The organism is Mycobacterium zoologicum (assembly GCF_020181635.2).
Classification (GTDB): Bacteria; Actinomycetota; Actinomycetes; order Mycobacteriales; family Mycobacteriaceae; genus Mycobacterium; species Mycobacterium zoologicum.
Genome location: NZ_JAYJJS010000003.1, coordinates 165586 through 184608, shown reverse-complemented (window position 1 = coordinate 184608; position 19023 = coordinate 165586). Strand labels below are relative to the sequence as shown.

The window sequence follows — 19023 nt, the reverse complement described above, 5'->3', positions numbered from 1 at the left end:
CTCAGTTCCCTTCCGGCCGAAGCGGACTCGACGACAGCACCTCGTGACCGTCCTCGGTGATCAGCACCGCCTCACGGCCGAACACCGCACCGACGCCGGGCTCGAACACGTATCCGGTGACGGCCAGCACCATCCCCGGCTCGAGCTGCTCGGCGGCGGCGGTGGCCGGAAGCTGCGCCGACACCACCGGCGGATCGAACCCCAGCCCCAGCCCGTGTGCCACCGGCACCGGCGGCAACGGCTCAGCCGAGGCGGTGTACGCGTCCAGCAGTTCGCTGCCGGCCGCCCCCGGATGCAGCCGACGGGCAAGGTTGCCCCACAACACATCCCAGCGCCCATAGAGGGCTTCGGTTGCGGCGGTCACCGGCCCGGCGGGATAGGTCCGGCCCACCTCGCCGACGTAGCCGCAGGCCAGCACGCCGGCAGAGAACGCCACCAGGTCCCCGGTCTGCACCCCGCCGCTGCCGGCCACCCGGCGCCACGGGTGTTCCCGCGACGTCACCCAGGCCACGTCCTGGGTGGCCGGGGTGCTGTAGCCGCCGGCGGTCATCGCCTCCAGCAGCACGCCGGTCAGCGTCTGCTCGCTGACCCCGGGCGCCAATGCGTTGACCGCGACCGCCATCGCCGACTCGGCGACCTGCACCGAGGTCCGCAGTGCGGCTACCTCGTCGGGTGTCTTGATGCGGCGCGCGGCGCGCATCGCCAGTTCCCCGTCCACCAGCTCCGCCTTCGGGAAGGCCATCGGCAGCAGCTGGGCGAACAGCGGTGACATCGCGTCGGTGCCCACCCGCCGGGCAGTGGCCGCACCGTCGATACGCGCCAGGTTCGCGATGGTGTTGGTGGGGTTCCAGGAGATGCCGTAGAGATTCTCGTGCGGAATGTCTTCGGGCACACCCTCATCCCAGGTGCTGAGCAGGTGGATCGCCCGGGTGGCGCGCACCAGCACGCAGGAGGGCCCGAACGGGCGGGTGCCGGCCACCCAGAGCTGCGGCGCCCCGGTGATGTAGCGGATATTGGCCTGCCGTCCCAGCACCAGCACATCCAGGTCGTGGGCTTCCATCTGTGCCAGCGCGCGCTCGCGCCGCCCGCCACGCAGCGCGACGGAGTCCGGCAGTACCTCGGCAGTCATCGTCATGATCCTTCCCCGTAGGGCGTATACGGGTAGTCGGTCAACGCGATCCAGCCTTCCTCGGTGACGACGACGACCTCTTCGCCGCGGTAGCCGCCGGTGCCGTCCTCCCACACCACCGGCTCGAGCACCAGCACCATCCCGGGTTCGAAGGCGAAGTTGTTGTCGAACTCGTCGCCCAGATCGGTTCCGATCATCGGCATCTCGGCGGCGTTCACCCCGATGCCGTGGCCGAGGTAGAAGTGCGGCAGCCAGGGCCGGGTTCCATTACCGTTGGCCGCGATCGCCGCCCGGGCCAGGTCGCCGGAGGTCACTCCGGCTCGCAGCACGCCGCGCACGGCGTCGAGGATCTCCCGCCATTTGGCGAACTGGGCCTGCTGGCGGGCAGTCGGGTCGGCCCCCACCACCCAGGTGCGGCCGAAGTCCGAGCAGTACCCCCCGTAGGTGATCGAGACGTCGGTCCACAGCACATCACCGGCGCGCAGTTCGCGTTCGGTGGAGAGCAACGGCAGTGCCAGATCCCCATGGGTGGTCCACACCCCGGATTCACGGGTGTCGGGCATGACCTGCCAGATCGGCTCCAGCATGCTGGCGCTGGCCCCCAATTCGAAGGCGTGCCGCAGGAATTGGGCCGACAGGTCGATCTGGCGGATACCGGGCGCCAGTGCCGCCTGCACGTCGACCATGGCCTCGTCGGTGATCCGGCAGGCGGTGCGGATGCAGGCCAGCTCGTCGACGGTCTTGATCATCTTGGCGGCGCTGACGACCTGGGACGCGTCCACCGGCCGCCCGCCCGGGAAGAGCCGGCCGGAGGCGCGCCGCATCGCCCCGGTGCATTCGTCGATGCCGATCACCGCGTTGCCGGGGATCAGCTCGGCGAGCACCCGGGCGAAATGCTCCACCCCTTCGTCGAATTCGAGGTAGACCGGGCCGTGTACGTGATCGGCCGGCAGGTCGGACTCGCCGGACGCACCCTCCCGGAACGGCAGGAACAGGTGCGGCCACTCGTCGGCGGCCAGCACGACGGCCACCGGCCGCTCCACGTGGGACAGTCCGGCGTCGCCGAGCCGCCAACTGGTGCCGGTGGCGTAGGTGACGGCGTTGTTGCCCAGCAGGATCAGCGCGTCGACGCCGCGGTCGGCCATCGCCGCCCGCAGTCGCGCGCCGGTCTCCCGGCGCAGCCGGGCCCGGTCGGGGACCTCGGGTATCTCGATGCCCCCGATGGTTGCGGTGGCCGATGTCGGTGCGGTCATCACAACCCCAGGAAACCGGTGATGTTGCCGCCGACCACCTTCGCCGCGTCCTGCGGTCCCAGGGCCGCCACGACATTGGCCAGCGACTTCTCCGAATAGCCGAAGGTGCTCTCGTTGTGCGGGTAGTCCGACGACCACATGACGTGATCCACCCCGATCTGGTCGATCAGCCGCAGGCCGAGCGGGTCGACCATGAACGACGCACTCATGTGGGTGTCCCAGTAGTACCGGATGTCGTGCTGCAACTGGTGGCTGAACATGTGCTGATACGACGCCAGCAGGTGCTCGGCGTCCTGCAAAGCGGTGGGCACCCAGGCGATCCCGCCTTCGAACCAGCCGACCCGCAATCCGGGGTGGCGGTCGAGGATGCCGGAGAAGATGTACTTGGCGAACTGCTCGCGGAACGAGTCGACATTGACCATCATGCCCACCACGACGCTGTTGACCTCGCATGGCGTCTTGGGCGGGGTCTCACCGATGTGGTGGGTGATCGGCAGGCCGGCCTGTTCGATCTCGTCCCACACCGGATCCATCACCCGGGCGCCGAAGTCGATGATGTTGCCTTCGTCGTCCTTGCCGGGGTTCAGCGGCAGCAGGAAAGTCTTGAGCCCCAAGGACTTCAGCTCGTCCAGCGTGCGCCGGGTACCGGCGGGATCCCACCAGTTGATCAGGCCGACCCCGTAGAAGTGCCCGTTGGAGCGCTCCTGCAGTTCGGCCATGTACTCGTTGTAGATGCGGAACACCCGCTCCCGCAGGTCCTTGTCGGGGAAATGAAACAGTGCCAGTACCGCGTTGGGAAACGCCAGTTCCCTGTCGACGCCGTCGGAGGCCAGCTCGGCGATGCGGGCCTCGATGTTGCTGCTGGCCGCACCGGCCAGGTCGTCGTACTGCATGAGCACCGCCGAGAAGTCACCCGGCAGGAACGACTGTCCCTTGCGGCCGACCATGTAGGCGCCGTCCTCGTACCAGATCCGGGGCGCCTTGTCCTTGAGGTCCTCGGGGAACCGTTCGAAGAAGATGTCGTCGGCTATCGAGATGTGGTTGTCGGCGGAGAACACCTCGGTACCTGCCGGCAGCCCGACGTCGCTCAAGCCGGCCCCGGCCTGACCATGCCGGTCTTTGGGTGCCCCGTATCCGCCGGGGGGATAGAAAGTTGTTGTGCTGGACATGTCAATCCACTCCAATCGGGCGGGTTACCAGGTGACGGGGAGTTCGTAGACGCCGTAGGCGAGGCGGTCGTTCTTGAACGGGATCTCGTCGACCCCGACCGCGAGCCGAAGGGTCGGGATGCGGCGGAACAGGGTGCGGAAGGCGATCACCATCTCGGCGCGGGCCAGCTGCTGGCCGACGCACTGGTGCGGGCCGAAGCCGAACGCCATGTGCTGGCGGGCCGGTCGCGTCAGGTCGAGCACCTCGGGCTCGGGGAAGACCGTGCCGTCCCAGTTGGCCGGCGCCAGGTCGATGATGATGCCGTCGCCGGCGCGGATGGTCTCACCGCCGATCTCGATGTCCTCCAACGCAACCCGGCGCTGACCGGTGTGGATGATCGACAGGTAGCGCAGCAGTTCCTCGACCGCGTTGGCGATCGCGGCGTCGTCGTCGCCGCGGAAGACCGCGGTGCGCTCGGCGATCTTGTCAGGCTCGCCCAGCAGCGCCACGATGCCCAGGCCGATCATGTTCGCGGTCGTCTCGTGGCCGGCGATCAGCATTCCGGTGCCCAGCTGGGTGGCCTCGCGCACCGACAGGTCACCGTCTTTCACCCGCTTACCCAGGTCGGTGACCATGTCCTCGGCCGGTTCGGCCATGCGGGCCTCAAGCAACCGGACCAGGTACTTGGACAGTTCGGTCGCACCCTCGGCGAGGTCGTCGGAGGTGGCGTTGCGGTCCACGCCCATGGTGGCGTGCTGCTGGAAGAACTCGTGGTCCTCGTAAGGGACGCCGAGCAGTTCGCTGATCACCAGCGACGGGATCGGCAGCGCGAATCCCTCGATCAGGTCGGCGGGCTGCGGCCCGGCCAGGATCGCGTCGATGTGCTCGTCGGTGATGCGTTGCGCGACCGGGGTCAGCGCGTCGACCCGCTTCATGGTCAGCGACGGCGACAGGATCCGGCGGTACCGGATGTGCTCGGCGCCGTCGGTGGTGAACACCGACTTGGGTCGGTGGTCGACGCTGGCACGCATCATCTCGTTCCAGTGCGGGAACCCGGGCTGGTGGTCGTCCACGCTGACCCGCGGGTCGGAGAACAGCGTGCGGACGGCGTCGTAACCGGTGATCAGCCACGGCGTGCTGCCGTCCCAGATCCGCACCCGGCTCAGCGGCGCCTGCGCGGCCAGCGCCATGGTCTGCGGCGGCGGCGCGAACGGGCACCGGCCGTCGCGGGTCATGGGGTACTCCGGTGTCGCGGTGGCCGCGATGGTGGTTGCGTCGGTCACGCTTTACTCCTCAACGATCTTGATGGCTCCGGACGGACAGACTGCGACCGCCTGACGAACGGCGTCGGCCAGTTCTTCGGGCGGGTTCTCATCGAGCAGGACGACGACGCCGTCCTCGTCGCGCTGGTCGAACACGCGCGGCGCGATCGCGGCGCACTGTCCGGATGACGCGCAGATGTTCTGGTCGGCGGTGACTTTCATTGCGAACCTCCCGTGACGGGGGCGCGCCACAACCCGACGATCGCGTCGATCAGGTTGGAACTCGCCTCATGCCAACTCGTCTTCGGCTTGCCGCCCCCGGCCAGGGTGCGTTCCCAGTCGGCACAGGTGTGCATCAACAGGTTGCGGGCCATCACGTTGCGGGCCTGACGGACCGGGGCCGGCAGGTCCGGCAGGCAGCGGTTGATGCCGTCGATGACCTGTACCAGCGAGGGCGAACTGAGCGCGTCCTTGACGACGATCTCGTGGTAGGCGGGATCGGCCATCACCTGCGCGGCGAATCGTGCATACCAGGTCGGGTTTCCCAGCGCGACAAGGTGATCGGTGAGCGGCCGGACCAGACATGACACCCAGTCACGCAGGTCGGCCGAGTCGCCGGTGACCGCGACCATCTGCTCGCGCAGCAGTTCGACGGGAGCACGGTGGCTGCGTTCGATCTCGCGGACCAGGTCGGTCTTGGTGCCGAAGTGATAGCCGACGGCGGCGTTGTTGCCCTGACCGGCGGCCTCGCTGACCTGGCGGTTGGAGACGGCGAACACCCCGTGCTCGGCGAACAGTCGCTCGGCGGCGGCCAGGATCGCCTCGCGGGTGCTGTTGGCCCGCTCAGCGCGCACGGCCTTGTCAGCGGTGGTCACGACCGTCAGTCAATCGCGGATCATCAATTAAGTCAAGCGATTGATTTAATTCGGTTGGCCTTCGGGCCGCCGGCGCCGGATGGCCTTGCCCGCCACGGTCCCGCCGTCCACCGGCAGCACCACCCCGGTCACGTAGCGCGACCGCTCCCCGGCCAGGTACAGCGCCGCCTCGGCGACGTCGTCGGGGGTGCCCTCGCGCTTCAGCGGGCGATCGGCGCGCATCGTCTCGCGGATCGCCGCTTCGTAACGGGTGACCTCGTCCGGATCCAGGTTCGCCGCGGCCGATGACGCCACGAAGGGTGTCGGAATGTTGCCCGGCGCGATGGCATTGACCCGGATGTCGTAGTGCGCCAATTCAATGGCCGCGGACTTGGTGAATTGGATGACGGCAGCCTTGGATGCGCGATAGGTCATCACCCCGCCGCCGGCCTGGATACCGCCGATCGAGGTCAGGTTGATGACACATCCACCGCCGTGAGAGGCCATGTGCCGAGCGGCGTCTCGGGTGCCGGCCATCACCGCGAGCACATTGACCGCCATGATCTTGTGGAAGTCGGCGAGGTCGTCGTCGAGGAAGCGGTTGTGCATGGTGCCCGACACCCCGGCGTTGTTGACCATGACGTCCAGGCCGCCGAAGTCGCCGACCGCACGCGCCACCACAGCGCCGACCTGGTCGGGATCGGACACATCCGCCGGCACGAAAACAGCTCCGTCGCCGAGCCCGTTGGCCAGTTCGGCGCCGCGCTCGCTTGCCAGGTCGGCGATCACCACCCGGGCCCCCTCGGCCACGAAGCGTTCGGCGATCCGCCGACCGAGTCCCGATGCGCCTCCGGTGACGACGGCTACTTTTCCCGCGAGTTCATTGGCCATCAGGAGAGTTAATCGGTGTCGTCTTTGTTAAGTCAAGTGCTTGATTTAACCTGTTGACCACGAGATCCCGTTACCGTCGTCATGTGAGCAGACCGGCCGACCCGGCGCGGAGCACCCTCGCGCGGACTTCGCTTCACTACGCGGGCAGCCTCGCGCTGGCGCATCTGCTCAGCGTCGCCGAGGTGCTGATCGTAGTGATCACACTGCACGGCCACACTCCCGACAGCCCGTACTTCTCCACGAGCTATGTGACCACGGCGGTAGTGCTGTCACTGCTGTCCACGCTGGGTGTCCTGGCCGGCGGCCTCGTGCTGATCTCCCGATCACTGCGATGGTTCGTCCGCGGCGACGTGCCCACCCCGGCCCAGCGCCTGGGCGCGCTCAACATCATCCGGGACCAGTCCCTGCTGCTGGGTGCGGCCTGGGCGACCGGCGGGCTGGCCTTCGCCCTGATCGAACGCGGCGGCGCCGGTATCGCGCTGGCCGCTGCGCTGTCCATCGTCCTGGGAGGTGCGGCCGCGACCGGAACCGGAGTGTTGTTCAGCCAGCGCACGATTCGCCCGATCATCGCCGCCGCCACCCGCGGCTTCGACGGTTACCTGACCGCACCCGGGGTGCTGTCCCGGCTGATCAACATGTGGTTGCTGTCCAGCGGACTGCCCAGCCTGGTGATCGCCGCCCTGATCGTGTTCCGGTCCAACGGGTGGCTCATCCCTACCACCGCATCGGTGGAGCTACCGGTGCTGGTGCTGTCGCTGGTCGCGGTGATGCTGGGGTGGCGTGGCATGGCACTGGTGTCCCGCTCGATCGCCGACCCGATCCGCGAAGTCGTCGACGCGATGGCCGAGATCGAGCACGGCCAGATCGGCACGCTGGTCGACGTCTACGAGCGCTCCGAGATCGGCCGTCTGCAAAGCGGATTCAACCGGATGGTGACCGGGCTGCAGGAACGCGACCGGCTCAACGATCTGTTCGGGCGCTACGTCGGCACCGACGTGGCCCGCCGCGCCGTGCAGGACGGTGCCGCGTTCTCCGGCGAGGTGACCGAAGCCGCGATCCTGTTCGTCGATCTCGCCGATTCCACCCGGCTGACCACCAGCCGGCCACCGCAGGAGGTCGCCGACGTGCTCAACGGCTTCTTCCGGATCGTGGTGGGCGCGGTCGACGAGCGCGGCGGGCTGATCAACAAATTCCAGGGCGACGCGGCCCTGGCGGTGTTCGGGGTGCCGCTGCGCAGTCGCGGTGCGGCATCGGCGGCGCTGGCGACCGCACGCGCCCTGGCGATCCGGTTACGCGACCTGCCGGAGGTCGACTTCGGTATCGGCGTCTCGGCCGGTTCGGTGTTCGCCGGCAACATCGGCGCCGAGAACCGCTACGAGTACACCGTGATCGGCGACGCCGTCAACGAGGCCGCGCGGTTGGCCGACCTGGCCAAGTCCGCCGATCAGCGGGTGCTGAGTTCGGCCGCCGCCACCGACCGCGCCGACGAAGCCGAACGCCGGCAATGGGTCTCGCACAGCTCCGAAGTGTTGCGCGGTCGGTCGGAAGTGACGCCGATCCTGGCTCCCGGCCCTGCCGAGTCGGACACTCTCAGGGCGTGAACCGAATGTGCAGCCTGGTCAGTCCGCGCAGGATGAACGTCGGCAGGTACCGGTAGCGGCGCTGCCCCGGCGGGCCGTGCACCTCTTCGTCGATCCAGATCTGCGAGGTGCGGTCCAAGAGCCTCTCCAGGCTGACGACCGCCTCGGTGCGGGCCAGCGGGGCGCCCGGGCAGCTGTGCACACCTCGGCCGAAGGCGACGTGGTGACGGGCGTTGGCGCGCTCGGCGTCGAAGACGTCGGGGGCGGCGAATCTGCGCGGATCACGGTTCATCGCCGCGTTGACCAGCATGACGATCGTGCCGGCGGGAAGATCGACGCCACCGACGGTGACCGGCACCTTCGCCATCCGGAAGTCGCCGCGCACCGGGCTCTCATAGCGCAGGCACTCCTCGACGAACCGCGGCAGCAGATCACGGTCGTCCCGCAACTTGCGTTGCAGCGCTTGATCTTCGGCGATGATCATGACCGCCGTCGACAGCAGTCGTACCGTGGTCTCCTGGCCGGCGGCGAACAGGTTTGCCGCCACCCGGACCGCGTCGATCACCTCGGGCGTACTGCCGTCGGGAAACGTCGCCGCGGCTACGCCGGTCAGCACGTCACCTCGCGGGTCGGCTCGCCGGTCGGAGATGTACCCGGTGAATTTGCCGTACAGGTACTCCAGCGGCGTATGCGTCATCGCATCACCGGAACTGCTCCCGATGGTTCCGGTTGCGCCCCGCAGCAGCGCCGCGCGGAACTCGTCGTGATCGGAATCGGGGACACCGAGCAGGTCCGCGATCACCAGCATGGCGAACGGGTTGGCGAAATCGTTGATGAATTCACACGCTCCGCCGGTCAACACCTCGTCGTACTGCTGATCGGCCAGCCGCCAGATGAATTCGGTGTTCTCCTTGAGCCGCTTGGGCGTGATCATCCGGGCGAGCAGTTCCCGGTGCGCGGTGTGCTTGGGTGGATCGAAGGTGGGCAGCTGATCGCTGAACGGCAGCTCGTCCCGGTGCTTTTCGATCAGCGATGAGACGTCTCCCCCTGCCAAGTCCCCCTGCACCGGAACCGGGAAGCCGGGGAACGGCCCGGTCACCGACACGCACGCCGAGAAGCGCTGGTGGTCGTTGTAGATGGCGACGCCTTCGTCGTAGCCGGTCACCATCACCACGCCGTGGTGCGGCTCGCGGCGCAGTGGGCATTCGCCGCGCAACTGCGCGAGGTAGGCGTACGGATCGTGCAGCAGGGTGTTGTCGGTGAAGAAGTCGACCGCGTCGACGTCGACCCGGTCGGTGTCCACGGTCATCCGGAGATCTCCACTCCGTCATAGCTTTCCAGCATGTTCATGTTCGGCAGTGCCATCTGCAGATACAGGTCGATGTGCCGGATCTTCCCGTCGTCGTTGAACTCATAGACCGACAGGGAGTTCACCACCGATGAGAAGTCGCCTACCTGGCTGCGCTCCTCGAGTTCCAGGAAGACCACACCGTCGACCTCACTGATCCGCCTGAACGACGCCTCCCACTGCGCCGATGGGGCCCAGCTGGACATGAATCCGAGGTATTCCGGCCAGGTCATGACCTCTTTGAAGTTGCCGACGCGCTCAAATGCGCCGGTGTCGACCAGTGCCGCCAACGGGGCCCAGGAGTCGGTGGTGAAACCCGGTTGCTTGGCGGCGTCCGCCAGCCGTTTGACCGTCTGGGTGTAGCGCAGCACGGTGTGCGGTCGTCCGGTGTAGGCATCGATGATCGCGTCGACATCCGTCATCACGACGACACTCCCGCCCGGTCCAGACAGCGGTGCAGTGCGTCGACGTATTCGCTGGTGCCGTGGAACGGCCCGCTGACGCCGATCGCCACCTCCAAAAACGGGCTGTACTCGTCGTTGACGTGGGTCTCCCACCGCGCCACCTCGCCGTGCTCGTTGGTTTCGACGAAGCTGTAGGAGTAGAAGCCCATCGTCGTGCCGTCTTTGGTGGTGCCCTGCCACCGGGTCTTCATCACGAATCCGTTGTCGGCCGGCCAGTAGTTGAAGCTCGCGGGCTTCCAGTCGGGGAAGGTCAGCGAGTACGCCTTGGCCTCCATCGTCGCGGCCTGTGCGGTGTCGGTGGGAAATTCCTTGAGCAAGAAGACCTGATCGCCGGTGAAGTACGGCGAGACGTACACGCCGTCGTCGGCGAAGGCCCACGCCTCATAGGTCTCGCCGTCCTGAACCCCTTGGTGCAGATAGGCGTTGCGGTAGGCCTCGGCCATCCGGCGGTGGTGTTCGATGCGTTCTTCGGTGTTCATGTTCGCCTTCCGTTGGGAGCTTTCAGGATTTCGTGAGTGCCGCGAGGCACTTGTCGACGACCGAGTGGAAGTGCGCGATCACGACTTCCTCCTTCACCAGTGCCATGTAGGTGAGCATGCTGTTGCGCAGGCCGACCTGCTGGCGCGGCATCTGGTCGTAGTCCTGCTGCAGGGCTTCGAAATACTTGTAGCTGCCGGGCTCATCGACGACCAGCGGTTCGACGGTGAACGCCGCTTTGTGCTCTTCGGGCAGATACATGTAGCTGGCGACGTGCCAGACGCACCGATGCGGATCGCCGTCGGGATCGGGCAGCGCCATGATGATGTGGCACTCGCCGGCGCGGATCGTCATGAAGAAGTTGGGGAACAGCACCCAGCCGTGGCTGTCGCTCATCTGCGCGTCGGTCAGTCCGCTGACGTCAAGCCCCATGCCGCTCAACGTGTCCCGGGTCGCCTTCTGTAACAGCGTGCGGGCGGTCACCCCTTCTGGGAAGGCCAATGAACCGTCGGCGGCCTCGTACCCCGCCACCAGCTCTTGGAACCGCGGCAGCACCGCGACTGTCGACGGGAAGGTGTCGGGCAGCGCCATGGTTCCCTCGACCTGCTGTTCGGCGGTGGCGCCGACCATGTCGAACGGGGCGACGGCGACGCTGTGCTGATCGAAGAACCGGTAGCGCGTGGTGGCCGGGTCGATGTTGATGACGCGCAGCAGTTGCGGGTGGATGCCGTTGATGTGGTAGCCCTCCTGGAAGGCGTCCATGACGACCTTCCAGTTGCATTCGATGCGCTCGGTCACGTCCATCACCGTGGTCATCTCGTCGAGGTGGTAGGGAGCGAGCATGTCGGCGATCTCATCGCCGATGAACTCGGCCAGCGGGGCGGCCTGCGGGTCGGGGTTGAGGAAGATGAATCCGGCGAAGGTGTCGACCGGGACCTCGATCAGCCCGTGGGTGTCCTTGTCGATCGGGCCGGCCAGGTCCTCCCGCAGCATGCCGGTGAGCTTGCCCTGCAGGTCGTAGGACCACAGGTGGTAGTTGCACAGGAAGTTGCGCTTGGTGTTTCCGCGCGCCTCCGGGCACAGCAGGTTGCCGCGGTGCCGGCAGGCATTGACAAAACCGCGGATCTTGTCGTCCTTGCCGCGCACCACGATGAACGACTGGTCCAGGATCCGGTACTGCTTCCAGTCCCCGGACTTGGCGAGTTCGTCGACGCGCCCGGCCACCTGCCAGGTCTTCATCCAGATCGAATCGCGTTCCACTGCAGCGAATTCGGTGGTGGTGTAGCGCTCGGTCGGAATCTGCATCCGGTAGCGGTCGGGGCCGATGTCGTCGAGCGTCGTGGCGTTGTCGACCCAATTGCCCGGGAGCGTTGTCTGCATGAGAGAGCCTCCTTGCTTGTGACTGGCATCACGACTATACATCTCTGTATATTCGATACAAGAGTGGTTATTAGTGTCCTGGCTCACAAACGAGATCACGGGAGGTTGCACACGGTGCGGTCACGGTTGGAGGTCTGGGCGGGGGATCCGGCAGAGGCGGTGCTCTGGGCCGGCGGCCTGATCTGCGACCGCGCCCTCGATGGGTGGGACGTCGTGGTGCTGCTTCCCGACCGGTCAGCCGGTCACGCGCTGAAGATCCTCGGCGCGACGGTCGATTCCCACGAATCCCATCCCAGACCAACCGGTTTGACAGGACCAATGCTGACGATCAGTGCAGCCTCGGGCGATCCCGACCAGGAACCGTATGTGAGGTCCTACGTCTGCGGGCTGTTCGAGCCCGTGGGGCACGGGTTTCGGCATCGGCTCAGCGCGGGAGCGCGCGCGTTCAAGTCCTACGCCCTGCGTGCCGCCGGCCTGGAAACAGAGGTGGCTGCCGCCGAAATGTTCCGAACCACGAAGCTCCGGCCGCTCACGGTCGCCCATGGAAGGATCGACAGATGGCCGAACGCTGGACAAAGGAACGACGCCTCGAGCACACCCGGAGCCTGCTGCTAGACGCCGCCGAGGAAGTGTTCGCCCGCCGGGGGTTCGACGCCGCGGCATTGGAAGACATCGCGGACGCGGCCGGCTACACCCGCGGTGCCATCTACTCGCACTTCGGAAGCAAAGCTGAACTGTTCCTCGCGGTGGTCGAACGGCAGCGTCAGCAGTTTCTGGACGGCTTCGCGGACGTCATCTCCACCTTCCACCGCATCGACGACCTCAACACCGATGAACTCGCCGACCGCTGGAACCAACTCATCACCAAAGAAGGTCCCGACCGCGCCGTCCTCGGCTACGAGTTCACTCTTTTTCTGCTACGCAATCCCGATGCCCGCGAACGGGTCGCGGCCCAACGCGAAGAGACCGCCCATGCGCTGGCCGACTACATCAGCAAGGGGGCCGCGCGACTCGGTGGCACGCTCGCCATGCCCGCGCTGGAGCTGGCGCGCGTCGTGCTGGCGGCCAATGACGGCGTCACGCTGAACAGTCTGCTCGACGATCAGGCCGTCTTCCGGCCGTTCCTGCGCATGGTGGTCGCCAATATCGTCGCGCCGCTGTAACTCGGCTGAGAGCGATCAGATTTGTTGCGGAAAAAGGTTGGCGAGGGTGTGTTGGGGCCCGCGCTCCGGATTCCCTACTTGGGCGGGAAGCGCAGCGCACCGTCGAGTCGGATGACCTCCCCGTTGAGGTAGTCGTTCTCGATGATCGACAGTGCCAACTGGGCGTACTCGGTAGAGCGGCCCATCCGCTTGGGGAACGGCACCTGCGGACCCCAGAATGCCTCCAACTGGTCAGCGGATTGGCCGTACGCCGGGGTATTGATGGTGCCCGGCGCAATGGTGACGACCCGGATGCCGAACGGCGAAAGGTCGCGGGCGGCCGGCAGCGTCATACCGATCACTCCCCCCTTGGCGGCCGCGTAGGGGACCTGACCGATCATGCCTTCGATCCCTGCGATGGATGCCGTGTTGATGATTACTCCTCGCCCACCTTCCTCGAGCGGCTCGGTCCGAGCGATGGCAGCCGCCGTCAGGCGCATGATGTTGAACACCGCGGTGAGGTAGAACTTCAGCGTCGTGACGTATCCGTCGAGGTCCAGCGGGCTGCCGTCCTTGCCGATCAGACGCCCTCCGCTGGCCGATCCACCGTGGGTGTCGACCGAGATACGCAGCGGCCCCAGCGATTCCGCCTCGGCGATGGCGGCCAGGACACTCTGTTCACTGGTGGCGTCCGTTTTCACGTAGCGGACTCCTCCGAGTTCTGACGCCAGCGCTTTGCCCTTGTCGTCAGCCATATCGGCGATGACGACCTTGGCCCCTGCGCCGTGCAGTCGGCGGACGGTTGCCTCGCCCAGGCCGCCGGCACCGCCGACGACGATCGCGGAGGTCCCGTTGATCTGCATGTTGCATTCCTTTCGTGAAATCACCTTTGCGACTTGTCAATAACGAGTCCGAGCCCAGTGCGGTGGCACCGACCTATCCCCCAGCTACGACTCGCAGCGGCTATAGGACCTTCGGTTTGATCTCCTCTATCACCCACTGGGCGTAGTCGAGGTACTCGTCCACGTTCCGCACGGCGGGCAGTGGCACGGCACTGACCGTCACGCCCTGTTCGGCGAGCCAGTTCAGTCGGTCGACGATCTCCTGGCCGCTCATCCCGGAACGGGCATTCGGGTCGTCGCGGGCGACGTGCCCCTCCCCGACCCTGGTGGTCGCCATACCGTGCACGACGTCGAAGGCGCGCCCGTCGTATTCCGGCTGGGATTTGATGAAGTCCACCCGCTCGGCGATCCGCTCCGGCGGGGTGAGAAAACTCCACCATCCCGAAGCGAACCTTGCCGCACGTCGCAGCGCGGCATCCGCGTCGCCGCCGATCCAGATCGGAAGATGGGGCCGCTGCACCGGCTTCGGCTCGAACGCCACCTCATCGAAGGAGATATAGCGCCCCTGGAACCGCGGCGACTCGCTGGTCCACAGTTCGATGATGGCCGCCAGATACTCGTCGGCGATCCGGCCGCGCTCGGTGAAAGGCACGCCCAGAACTTCGAACTCACGCTGCAGCCACCCGACTCCGAAGGTGACCATCATCCGGCCGCCACTGAGCCAGTCGGCGGTGGCCAGCGCCTTGGCCAGCACGATCGGCTGGTGCAGTGGTAGCACGGTGATACACGAATTGAGCATGATCCGCTCGGTCGCGCCGGCGAGGTAGGCCTGGGCGACGGTCGACTGAAAGTAGTGCGGCCCCGACAGTTCGACATGCTCGGTGGGGATCACGAAATGCTCGGGAACCGCGATCATGTCGTAGCCCCAGGCGTCGGCACACTCGGCCATCCGGGTCTGGTCGGCTCCGGTGACTTGTGCCTCCCACGGCTGCATCATCGCCTTCAGTCGCAACATATGGGGAAGATTGAATACCAGCTTCATAGCGATCCGACTCTACAACAATAGAGTCATTGTGGGTAGGATCGGCAAGATCATGCGACGAAAGCCCAATCCAGATCAGCGCCGGCGCGAACTCTGCGACGCCGCCATCCGACTGCTCGCCGATGACGGCGTGAAAGGGCTCAGCCACCTCAAGGTGGATCGCAAGGCCGGCGTCCCGGATGGGACCACATCGTTCTACTTCCGCACCCGATCGGCGCTGCTGCAGGCCGTTGCGGTCCGGGTCTCCGAACTGGACCTCAAGGACCTGACCGCCGCGATCCGGTCACAGTCGCCGCCGGTCACCGCGGACGAACCGTCCGGCCTGGCGACCCTGGTGATGCGCACGGCGACCGGAACCAGGCTGGTGCGCACCAAAGCCCGCCTCGAACTCGCCCGCCAGGCCGTTCGGGACCCGCTGCTCGACCAGGCGCTTCGTGGCTACAGCGAGCGGTTCCACGCGCTGATCAGGGACGCGGTGCTGCGACTGCAGTCGGCGAAGAAGAAGCCGGACCCGGCGGTGGCGGACCGGCAGGCCTACGTAGTGATGACGTTCATCAGCGGCCTGATGCACGCCTTTGCCGGCGGTGATCGCCGGATCCGGAGCGCGGCGGAACTGGACGCGTTCATCTCGGGCATCGTTGCCGGAATCGGCTCTTCCACCGCTCTACGTTAGTAGAGTAGCGTTACCCCGCAGAAGAAAGGACCTGTTATGACTGCGGTGCAAGATGATTCGGGTGTCCTGGCCGGCACGCCCCGCATGCTCGTCGATGGTGAGCTGATCGAGGCCGATGGCAAAGCGACGTTCGACGTCGAGCATCCCGCCAGCGAGCAGGTCGTCGGCAGCGCTGCCGACGGCACGGTCGACGACATGGAGCGCGCGGTCGGCGCGGCCCGGCGTGCGTTCGACACCGGCGACTGGGCCCGCGATCTGGATTTCCGGGTGCACTGCCTGATGCAGCTGCACGCCGCACTGGAGGCGGACAAGGAGCGGCTGCGCCGGATCCTGATCACCGAGGTGGGTTGCCCGACCACCGTCACCGGCAGCCAGATCGAGAGTCCGATCGCCGAGGTGAAGCACTGGGCCGAGCACGCCCGCGCCTTCGAGTACCTGGTCGATACCGGGCTGCACGACACCCCGCTGGGCCCGGCGCGCCGCAAGCTGCACTACGAGCCGATCGGGGTGGTCGGTGCGATCACCCCGTGGAATGTGCCGCTGTACCTCAACATCGCCGAGACCGTTCCGGCCCTGCTGGCCGGCAACACCGTCGTACTCAAACCGGCGCAGCTCACGCCGTGGTCGGGCAGCGAGCTGGGCCGGATCGTCGCCGAGCAGACCGACATCCCGGCCGGAGTGTTCAACGTCGTGACCTCGAACGCCAACGAGGTCGGTGCGGCACTGTCGGCCGACCCGCGCGTCGACATGATCACGTTCACCGGCTCCACGGCCACCGGCCGGGCCATCCTGGCCGCCGGCGCCGCCACCGTGAAGAAGACCCTGCTGGAGCTCGGCGGCAAGTCGGCGCACATCGTGCTCGATGACGCCGACTTCAATGCGGCGTTGCCTTTGGCCGCGATGATGGCGTGTGTGATGTCGGGGCAGAGTTGTGTTCTTCCGTCGCGGATCCTGTTGCCGCGCGGCCGCTACGACGAAGGCCTGGCAATACTGAAGGCATCGATGGAGAACTTCCCGATGGGCGATCCCTGGACCCCGGGCAACATGCAGGGCCCGCAGATCAGCGCGACGCAGCGGCGCAAGGTGCTGGGGCTCATCGCCTCCGGCCTGGATTCGGGTGCCCGCCTGGTCACCGGCGGCGGGGTCCCCGAACATCTGCCCACCGGCTACTACGTGCAACCGACTCTGCTCGCCGACGTCGACCCCGACAGTCAGATCGCGCAGGAGGAGATCTTCGGCCCGGTACTGACCGTGACTCCCTACGACACCGACGACGAAGCGGTCGCGATCGCCAACAACTCCATCTACGGTCTGTCCGGTGAGGTCAGCAGCGCCGACGTGGATCGGGCCGTGGCGGTGGCGACCCGGATGCGCACCGGCAATGTCAGCATCAACGGCAAGAGCCATTTCGGCATCGACAGCCCGTTCGGGGGCACCGGGCAGAGCGGCCTCGGATACCGCAACGGGGCGCAGGGTTTCACCGAATATCTGCACATCAAGACGATCGGAATGCCCGGGTGAGCAGGTCGGCGCCGGCCGAGGACCAACTGGAGATCTCCGCCCTGCTGTATCGCTATGCCCGCGCCGTCGACGGCAAGGACTGGGCGCTGTACCGCTCGGTGTTCACCGACGACGCGGTGATCGACTACACCTCGGCTGGCGCGATCCGCGGCAGCCGCGACGAGGTCGCCGACTGGCTCGCCACGGGTTTTGTCGCCATCCCGATGTCCATGCACTACATCACGAACATCGAGATCCTCTCCTACACCGATGATTCCGCGACGGTGCGGGCGATGTTCTACAACCCGATGCAGCTGCCTGGCATGACCGAGATGAGCTACTGCGGCGGCTACTACCACCACGAACTGGTCCGCACGGGCGACGGCTGGCGCAGCCGCAATCTGCGCGAGGAGAACGTCTGGTTCACCAATCCGCCGGGCTCAGGCTAGAAACTCCAGCAGTAAGCTGTTGACCTGCTCGGCCTGCTCGATCTGCGGGCAGTGCCCGGCGTCGTCGACGACGACGGCCCGAGCCCCGGAGATCTGGTCGGCGATCTGCTTCGACCAGCCCGGCGGCAGCAGCTTGTCGGCGGCACCTTCGATCACCAGCGTCGGCACCGAGATGCGTTCGTAGGCACGGCTGCTCGAGGCCGGCGGCGGGGCGTCGGCGCCGGGGCGGCGGAAGCGAGCCGCCGCCACCGCCTCCCAGGCTCCCGGTGCGGTGCTCGAGTCGTAGCGCCGCTGCACGTAGTCCTCGTCTGCGGGATAGGCCGGGTCACTGAACAGCGCGGTGACGATCCGGCGCATCGCCGGGACGGTGGCGTCGTAGTCGTAGAGCGCGGCCATGTGCTCGTTCGCCTGGATCTCACCGCCGCCGCAGATCGCCACCATCCGCCGCACCGGCAGCAGCGGCGCCTCCGAGGTGGTGTCGACCAGCAGCATGATGGCCCCCATCGAATTGCCCACGAAATCAGCGGATTGCACGCCGAGCGCGGCGCAGAACGCTGCGACGTGGCGAATGCGCATGCCCCGCCCGTCGTTGAAGTCGATGACCTTCGCCGACTCCCCGAAGCCGAGCAGGTCCGGCGCCAGCACGCGATGATGCTGCGCCAGTGCCGCAATGGTGCGCTCCCAGCCGACTTCTGCACCCGCCCCGAACTCCCCGCCGTGCAACAGCACCACCGCGGGGGCGCCCGGATCGCCGGCTTCCAGGTAGGACGTGCTCAGCCCGTCGACCGTGACGGTTTTGCGCTGCACTGTGGGCTCCTCAGTTCGGGTTCAACGGACCGGTCGGGCGAGTCGTGGTGGCGTGCACCAGCAGTTCGGCCAGTTCGGCGGGCCGGCTCAGAAACGGCGAGTGGGAGGCGTCGATCCTCAGCGGTTCGACGCCGAGCCGGCTGCACACCACGTCGGCGAGCCAGCGCGGGTAGGCGCGGTCCTGTTCGCAGCGAATGAAGCTGCGCGGAATATCGGCCGCCCAAAAGTTCGGCACCGAGACCGGCGCGACGGTGGTGTCCCCGAAGCGTTCCGGTCCGAGTCGCTCGAAGGCCCACCGCAGCGTCTCGTCGTCGCAGTCGTGGTAGAAGTACTGCCGCGCACCCTCCATGCTGGCGAACGTCATCGTCCCGTCGTCGGCGAAGTGCAGATGCGACAGCATGTCGGCGGCGGCGGTGTCGAAGAACTCCGCGCCCTCGCTGCCCATCGTCATCGCGTCGGTGTAGCTGTAGCCCTCCCGCGGCAGGGCCGCGGCCAGATAGACGATGTGGCCCACCAACTCCGGCGCGCTGTCCGCGCCCAGGGTGGCATCGAAACCACCGCCGGAATGCCCCACCAGGACGTCGCCGGCCTGCAGCACCGAGGCGACGGCCTCGCGTCGGTTGACCAGGGTGGACTCCTCGTCCAGGCGGGAACCGTGGCCGGGCAGGTCGATGGCGATGCCGCCGTGGCCGAGCTTCTCCAGCTCCGCGATGGTGCGGCTCCAGCACCAGGAGGCGTGGAATCCGCCGTGCACGAACACGAATCTCATTGCTGCCCCGTC

The 19023-nt window shown here is 67.0% G+C and carries 20 protein-coding genes; 5 read left to right on the top strand and 15 right to left on the bottom strand.

Features of this window, described 5'->3' with window-relative positions; translation table 11 throughout:
- Position 1: 1 nt before the first annotated feature.
- From K6T84_RS03810 to K6T84_RS03780, 7 genes are read right to left on the bottom strand one after another with little or no spacing between them, the layout of a single operon-like run.
- Complete coding sequence (locus tag K6T84_RS03810; protein ID WP_225400687.1) at positions 2 to 1129, bottom strand: M24 family metallopeptidase; 1128 nt, start codon at positions 1127 to 1129, stop codon at positions 2 to 4.
- A gap of 2 nt (positions 1130 to 1131) precedes the next feature.
- The gene (locus tag K6T84_RS03805) at positions 1132 to 2382 is read right to left on the bottom strand and encodes a M24 family metallopeptidase (RefSeq protein ID WP_225400688.1); all 1251 of its coding nucleotides are present in this window, start codon (positions 2380 to 2382) and stop codon (positions 1132 to 1134) included.
- Positions 2382 to 3551 carry an amidohydrolase family protein gene (locus K6T84_RS03800; RefSeq protein ID WP_225400689.1) on the bottom strand — a complete coding sequence of 390 codons (1170 nt, stop codon included), beginning with the start codon at positions 3549 to 3551 and terminating at the stop codon, positions 2382 to 2384. The genes K6T84_RS03805 and K6T84_RS03800 overlap by 1 nt, the downstream gene beginning before the upstream one ends.
- Positions 3552 to 3575: 24 nt before the next feature.
- A complete protein-coding gene (locus K6T84_RS03795; RefSeq protein ID WP_225402059.1) occupies positions 3576 to 4766 on the bottom strand; it encodes a cytochrome P450 in 1191 nt (396 codons plus the stop codon).
- Between the two features lie 51 nt (positions 4767 to 4817).
- Complete coding sequence (locus K6T84_RS03790) at positions 4818 to 5015, bottom strand: ferredoxin (RefSeq protein WP_225397193.1); 198 nt, start codon at positions 5013 to 5015, stop codon at positions 4818 to 4820.
- Entirely contained in the window at positions 5012 to 5668 is a 657-nt protein-coding gene (locus tag K6T84_RS03785; RefSeq protein WP_225400690.1) for a TetR/AcrR family transcriptional regulator, read from the bottom strand. The genes K6T84_RS03790 and K6T84_RS03785 overlap by 4 nt, the downstream gene beginning before the upstream one ends.
- Before the next feature lie 45 nt (positions 5669 to 5713).
- Entirely contained in the window at positions 5714 to 6538 is an 825-nt protein-coding gene (locus tag K6T84_RS03780) for an SDR family NAD(P)-dependent oxidoreductase (RefSeq protein WP_225400691.1), read from the bottom strand.
- Between the two features lie 155 nt (positions 6539 to 6693).
- Between K6T84_RS03780 and K6T84_RS03775 the strand changes: the two genes are divergently transcribed.
- Positions 6694 to 8139 carry an adenylate/guanylate cyclase domain-containing protein gene (locus K6T84_RS03775; RefSeq protein ID WP_225402060.1) on the top strand — a complete coding sequence of 482 codons (1446 nt, stop codon included), beginning with the start codon at positions 6694 to 6696 and terminating at the stop codon, positions 8137 to 8139.
- On the opposite strand, the gene K6T84_RS03770 is transcribed toward K6T84_RS03775, so the two are convergent.
- From K6T84_RS03770 to K6T84_RS03755, 4 genes are read right to left on the bottom strand one after another with little or no spacing between them, the layout of a single operon-like run.
- Complete coding sequence (locus K6T84_RS03770) at positions 8129 to 9427, bottom strand: cytochrome P450 (protein ID WP_225397196.1); 1299 nt, start codon at positions 9425 to 9427, stop codon at positions 8129 to 8131. The two genes, K6T84_RS03775 and K6T84_RS03770, sit on opposite strands and share 11 nt — an antisense overlap.
- A complete protein-coding gene (locus K6T84_RS03765; RefSeq protein WP_225397197.1) occupies positions 9424 to 9888 on the bottom strand; it encodes a hypothetical protein in 465 nt (154 codons plus the stop codon). The genes K6T84_RS03770 and K6T84_RS03765 overlap by 4 nt, the downstream gene beginning before the upstream one ends.
- Entirely contained in the window at positions 9888 to 10409 is a 522-nt protein-coding gene (locus K6T84_RS03760; RefSeq protein WP_225397198.1) for a hypothetical protein, read from the bottom strand. Before K6T84_RS03760 ends, K6T84_RS03765 begins: the two co-directional genes overlap by 1 nt.
- A 22-nt stretch (positions 10410 to 10431) precedes the next feature.
- Complete coding sequence (locus K6T84_RS03755) at positions 10432 to 11787, bottom strand: aromatic ring-hydroxylating oxygenase subunit alpha (protein ID WP_225397199.1); 1356 nt, start codon at positions 11785 to 11787, stop codon at positions 10432 to 10434.
- A 557-nt stretch (positions 11788 to 12344) separates the two neighbouring features.
- Between K6T84_RS03755 and K6T84_RS03750 the strand changes: the two genes are divergently transcribed.
- Positions 12345 to 12950 carry a TetR/AcrR family transcriptional regulator gene (locus K6T84_RS03750; protein ID WP_225397200.1) on the top strand — a complete coding sequence of 202 codons (606 nt, stop codon included), beginning with the start codon at positions 12345 to 12347 and terminating at the stop codon, positions 12948 to 12950.
- A 74-nt stretch (positions 12951 to 13024) separates the two neighbouring features.
- Here the strand turns inward: K6T84_RS03750 and K6T84_RS03745 are convergent, their stop codons facing one another.
- On the bottom strand, positions 13025 to 13792 hold the full coding sequence (locus K6T84_RS03745) for an SDR family NAD(P)-dependent oxidoreductase (RefSeq protein WP_225397201.1): 768 nt from the start codon (positions 13790 to 13792) through the stop codon (positions 13025 to 13027).
- A gap of 100 nt (positions 13793 to 13892) precedes the next feature.
- Positions 13893 to 14813, bottom strand: a complete 921-nt coding sequence (locus tag K6T84_RS03740; RefSeq protein WP_225397202.1) for a TIGR03619 family F420-dependent LLM class oxidoreductase — start codon at positions 14811 to 14813, stop codon at positions 13893 to 13895.
- A 52-nt stretch (positions 14814 to 14865) separates the two neighbouring features.
- Between K6T84_RS03740 and K6T84_RS03735 the strand changes: the two genes are divergently transcribed.
- From K6T84_RS03735 to K6T84_RS03725, 3 genes are read left to right on the top strand one after another with little or no spacing between them, the layout of a single operon-like run.
- Positions 14866 to 15486 (top strand): TetR/AcrR family transcriptional regulator, encoded by a 621-nt coding sequence (locus K6T84_RS03735; RefSeq protein WP_225397203.1) that lies wholly within the window; start codon positions 14866 to 14868, stop codon positions 15484 to 15486.
- A 36-nt stretch (positions 15487 to 15522) separates the two neighbouring features.
- Positions 15523 to 17007 (top strand): aldehyde dehydrogenase family protein, encoded by a 1485-nt coding sequence (locus K6T84_RS03730; protein ID WP_225397204.1) that lies wholly within the window; start codon positions 15523 to 15525, stop codon positions 17005 to 17007.
- A complete protein-coding gene (locus K6T84_RS03725; protein WP_225397205.1) occupies positions 17004 to 17435 on the top strand; it encodes a nuclear transport factor 2 family protein in 432 nt (143 codons plus the stop codon). Before K6T84_RS03730 ends, K6T84_RS03725 begins: the two co-directional genes overlap by 4 nt.
- On the opposite strand, the gene K6T84_RS03720 is transcribed toward K6T84_RS03725, so the two are convergent.
- Both K6T84_RS03720 and K6T84_RS03715 read right to left on the bottom strand, forming a co-directional pair.
- Positions 17427 to 18242 carry an alpha/beta fold hydrolase gene (locus K6T84_RS03720; RefSeq protein WP_225397206.1) on the bottom strand — a complete coding sequence of 272 codons (816 nt, stop codon included), beginning with the start codon at positions 18240 to 18242 and terminating at the stop codon, positions 17427 to 17429. The genes K6T84_RS03725 and K6T84_RS03720 overlap by 9 nt on opposite strands.
- Positions 18243 to 18252: 10 nt before the next feature.
- Positions 18253 to 19011 (bottom strand): alpha/beta fold hydrolase, encoded by a 759-nt coding sequence (locus tag K6T84_RS03715; RefSeq protein WP_225397207.1) that lies wholly within the window; start codon positions 19009 to 19011, stop codon positions 18253 to 18255.
- Between the last annotated feature and the right edge of the window lie 12 nt (positions 19012 to 19023).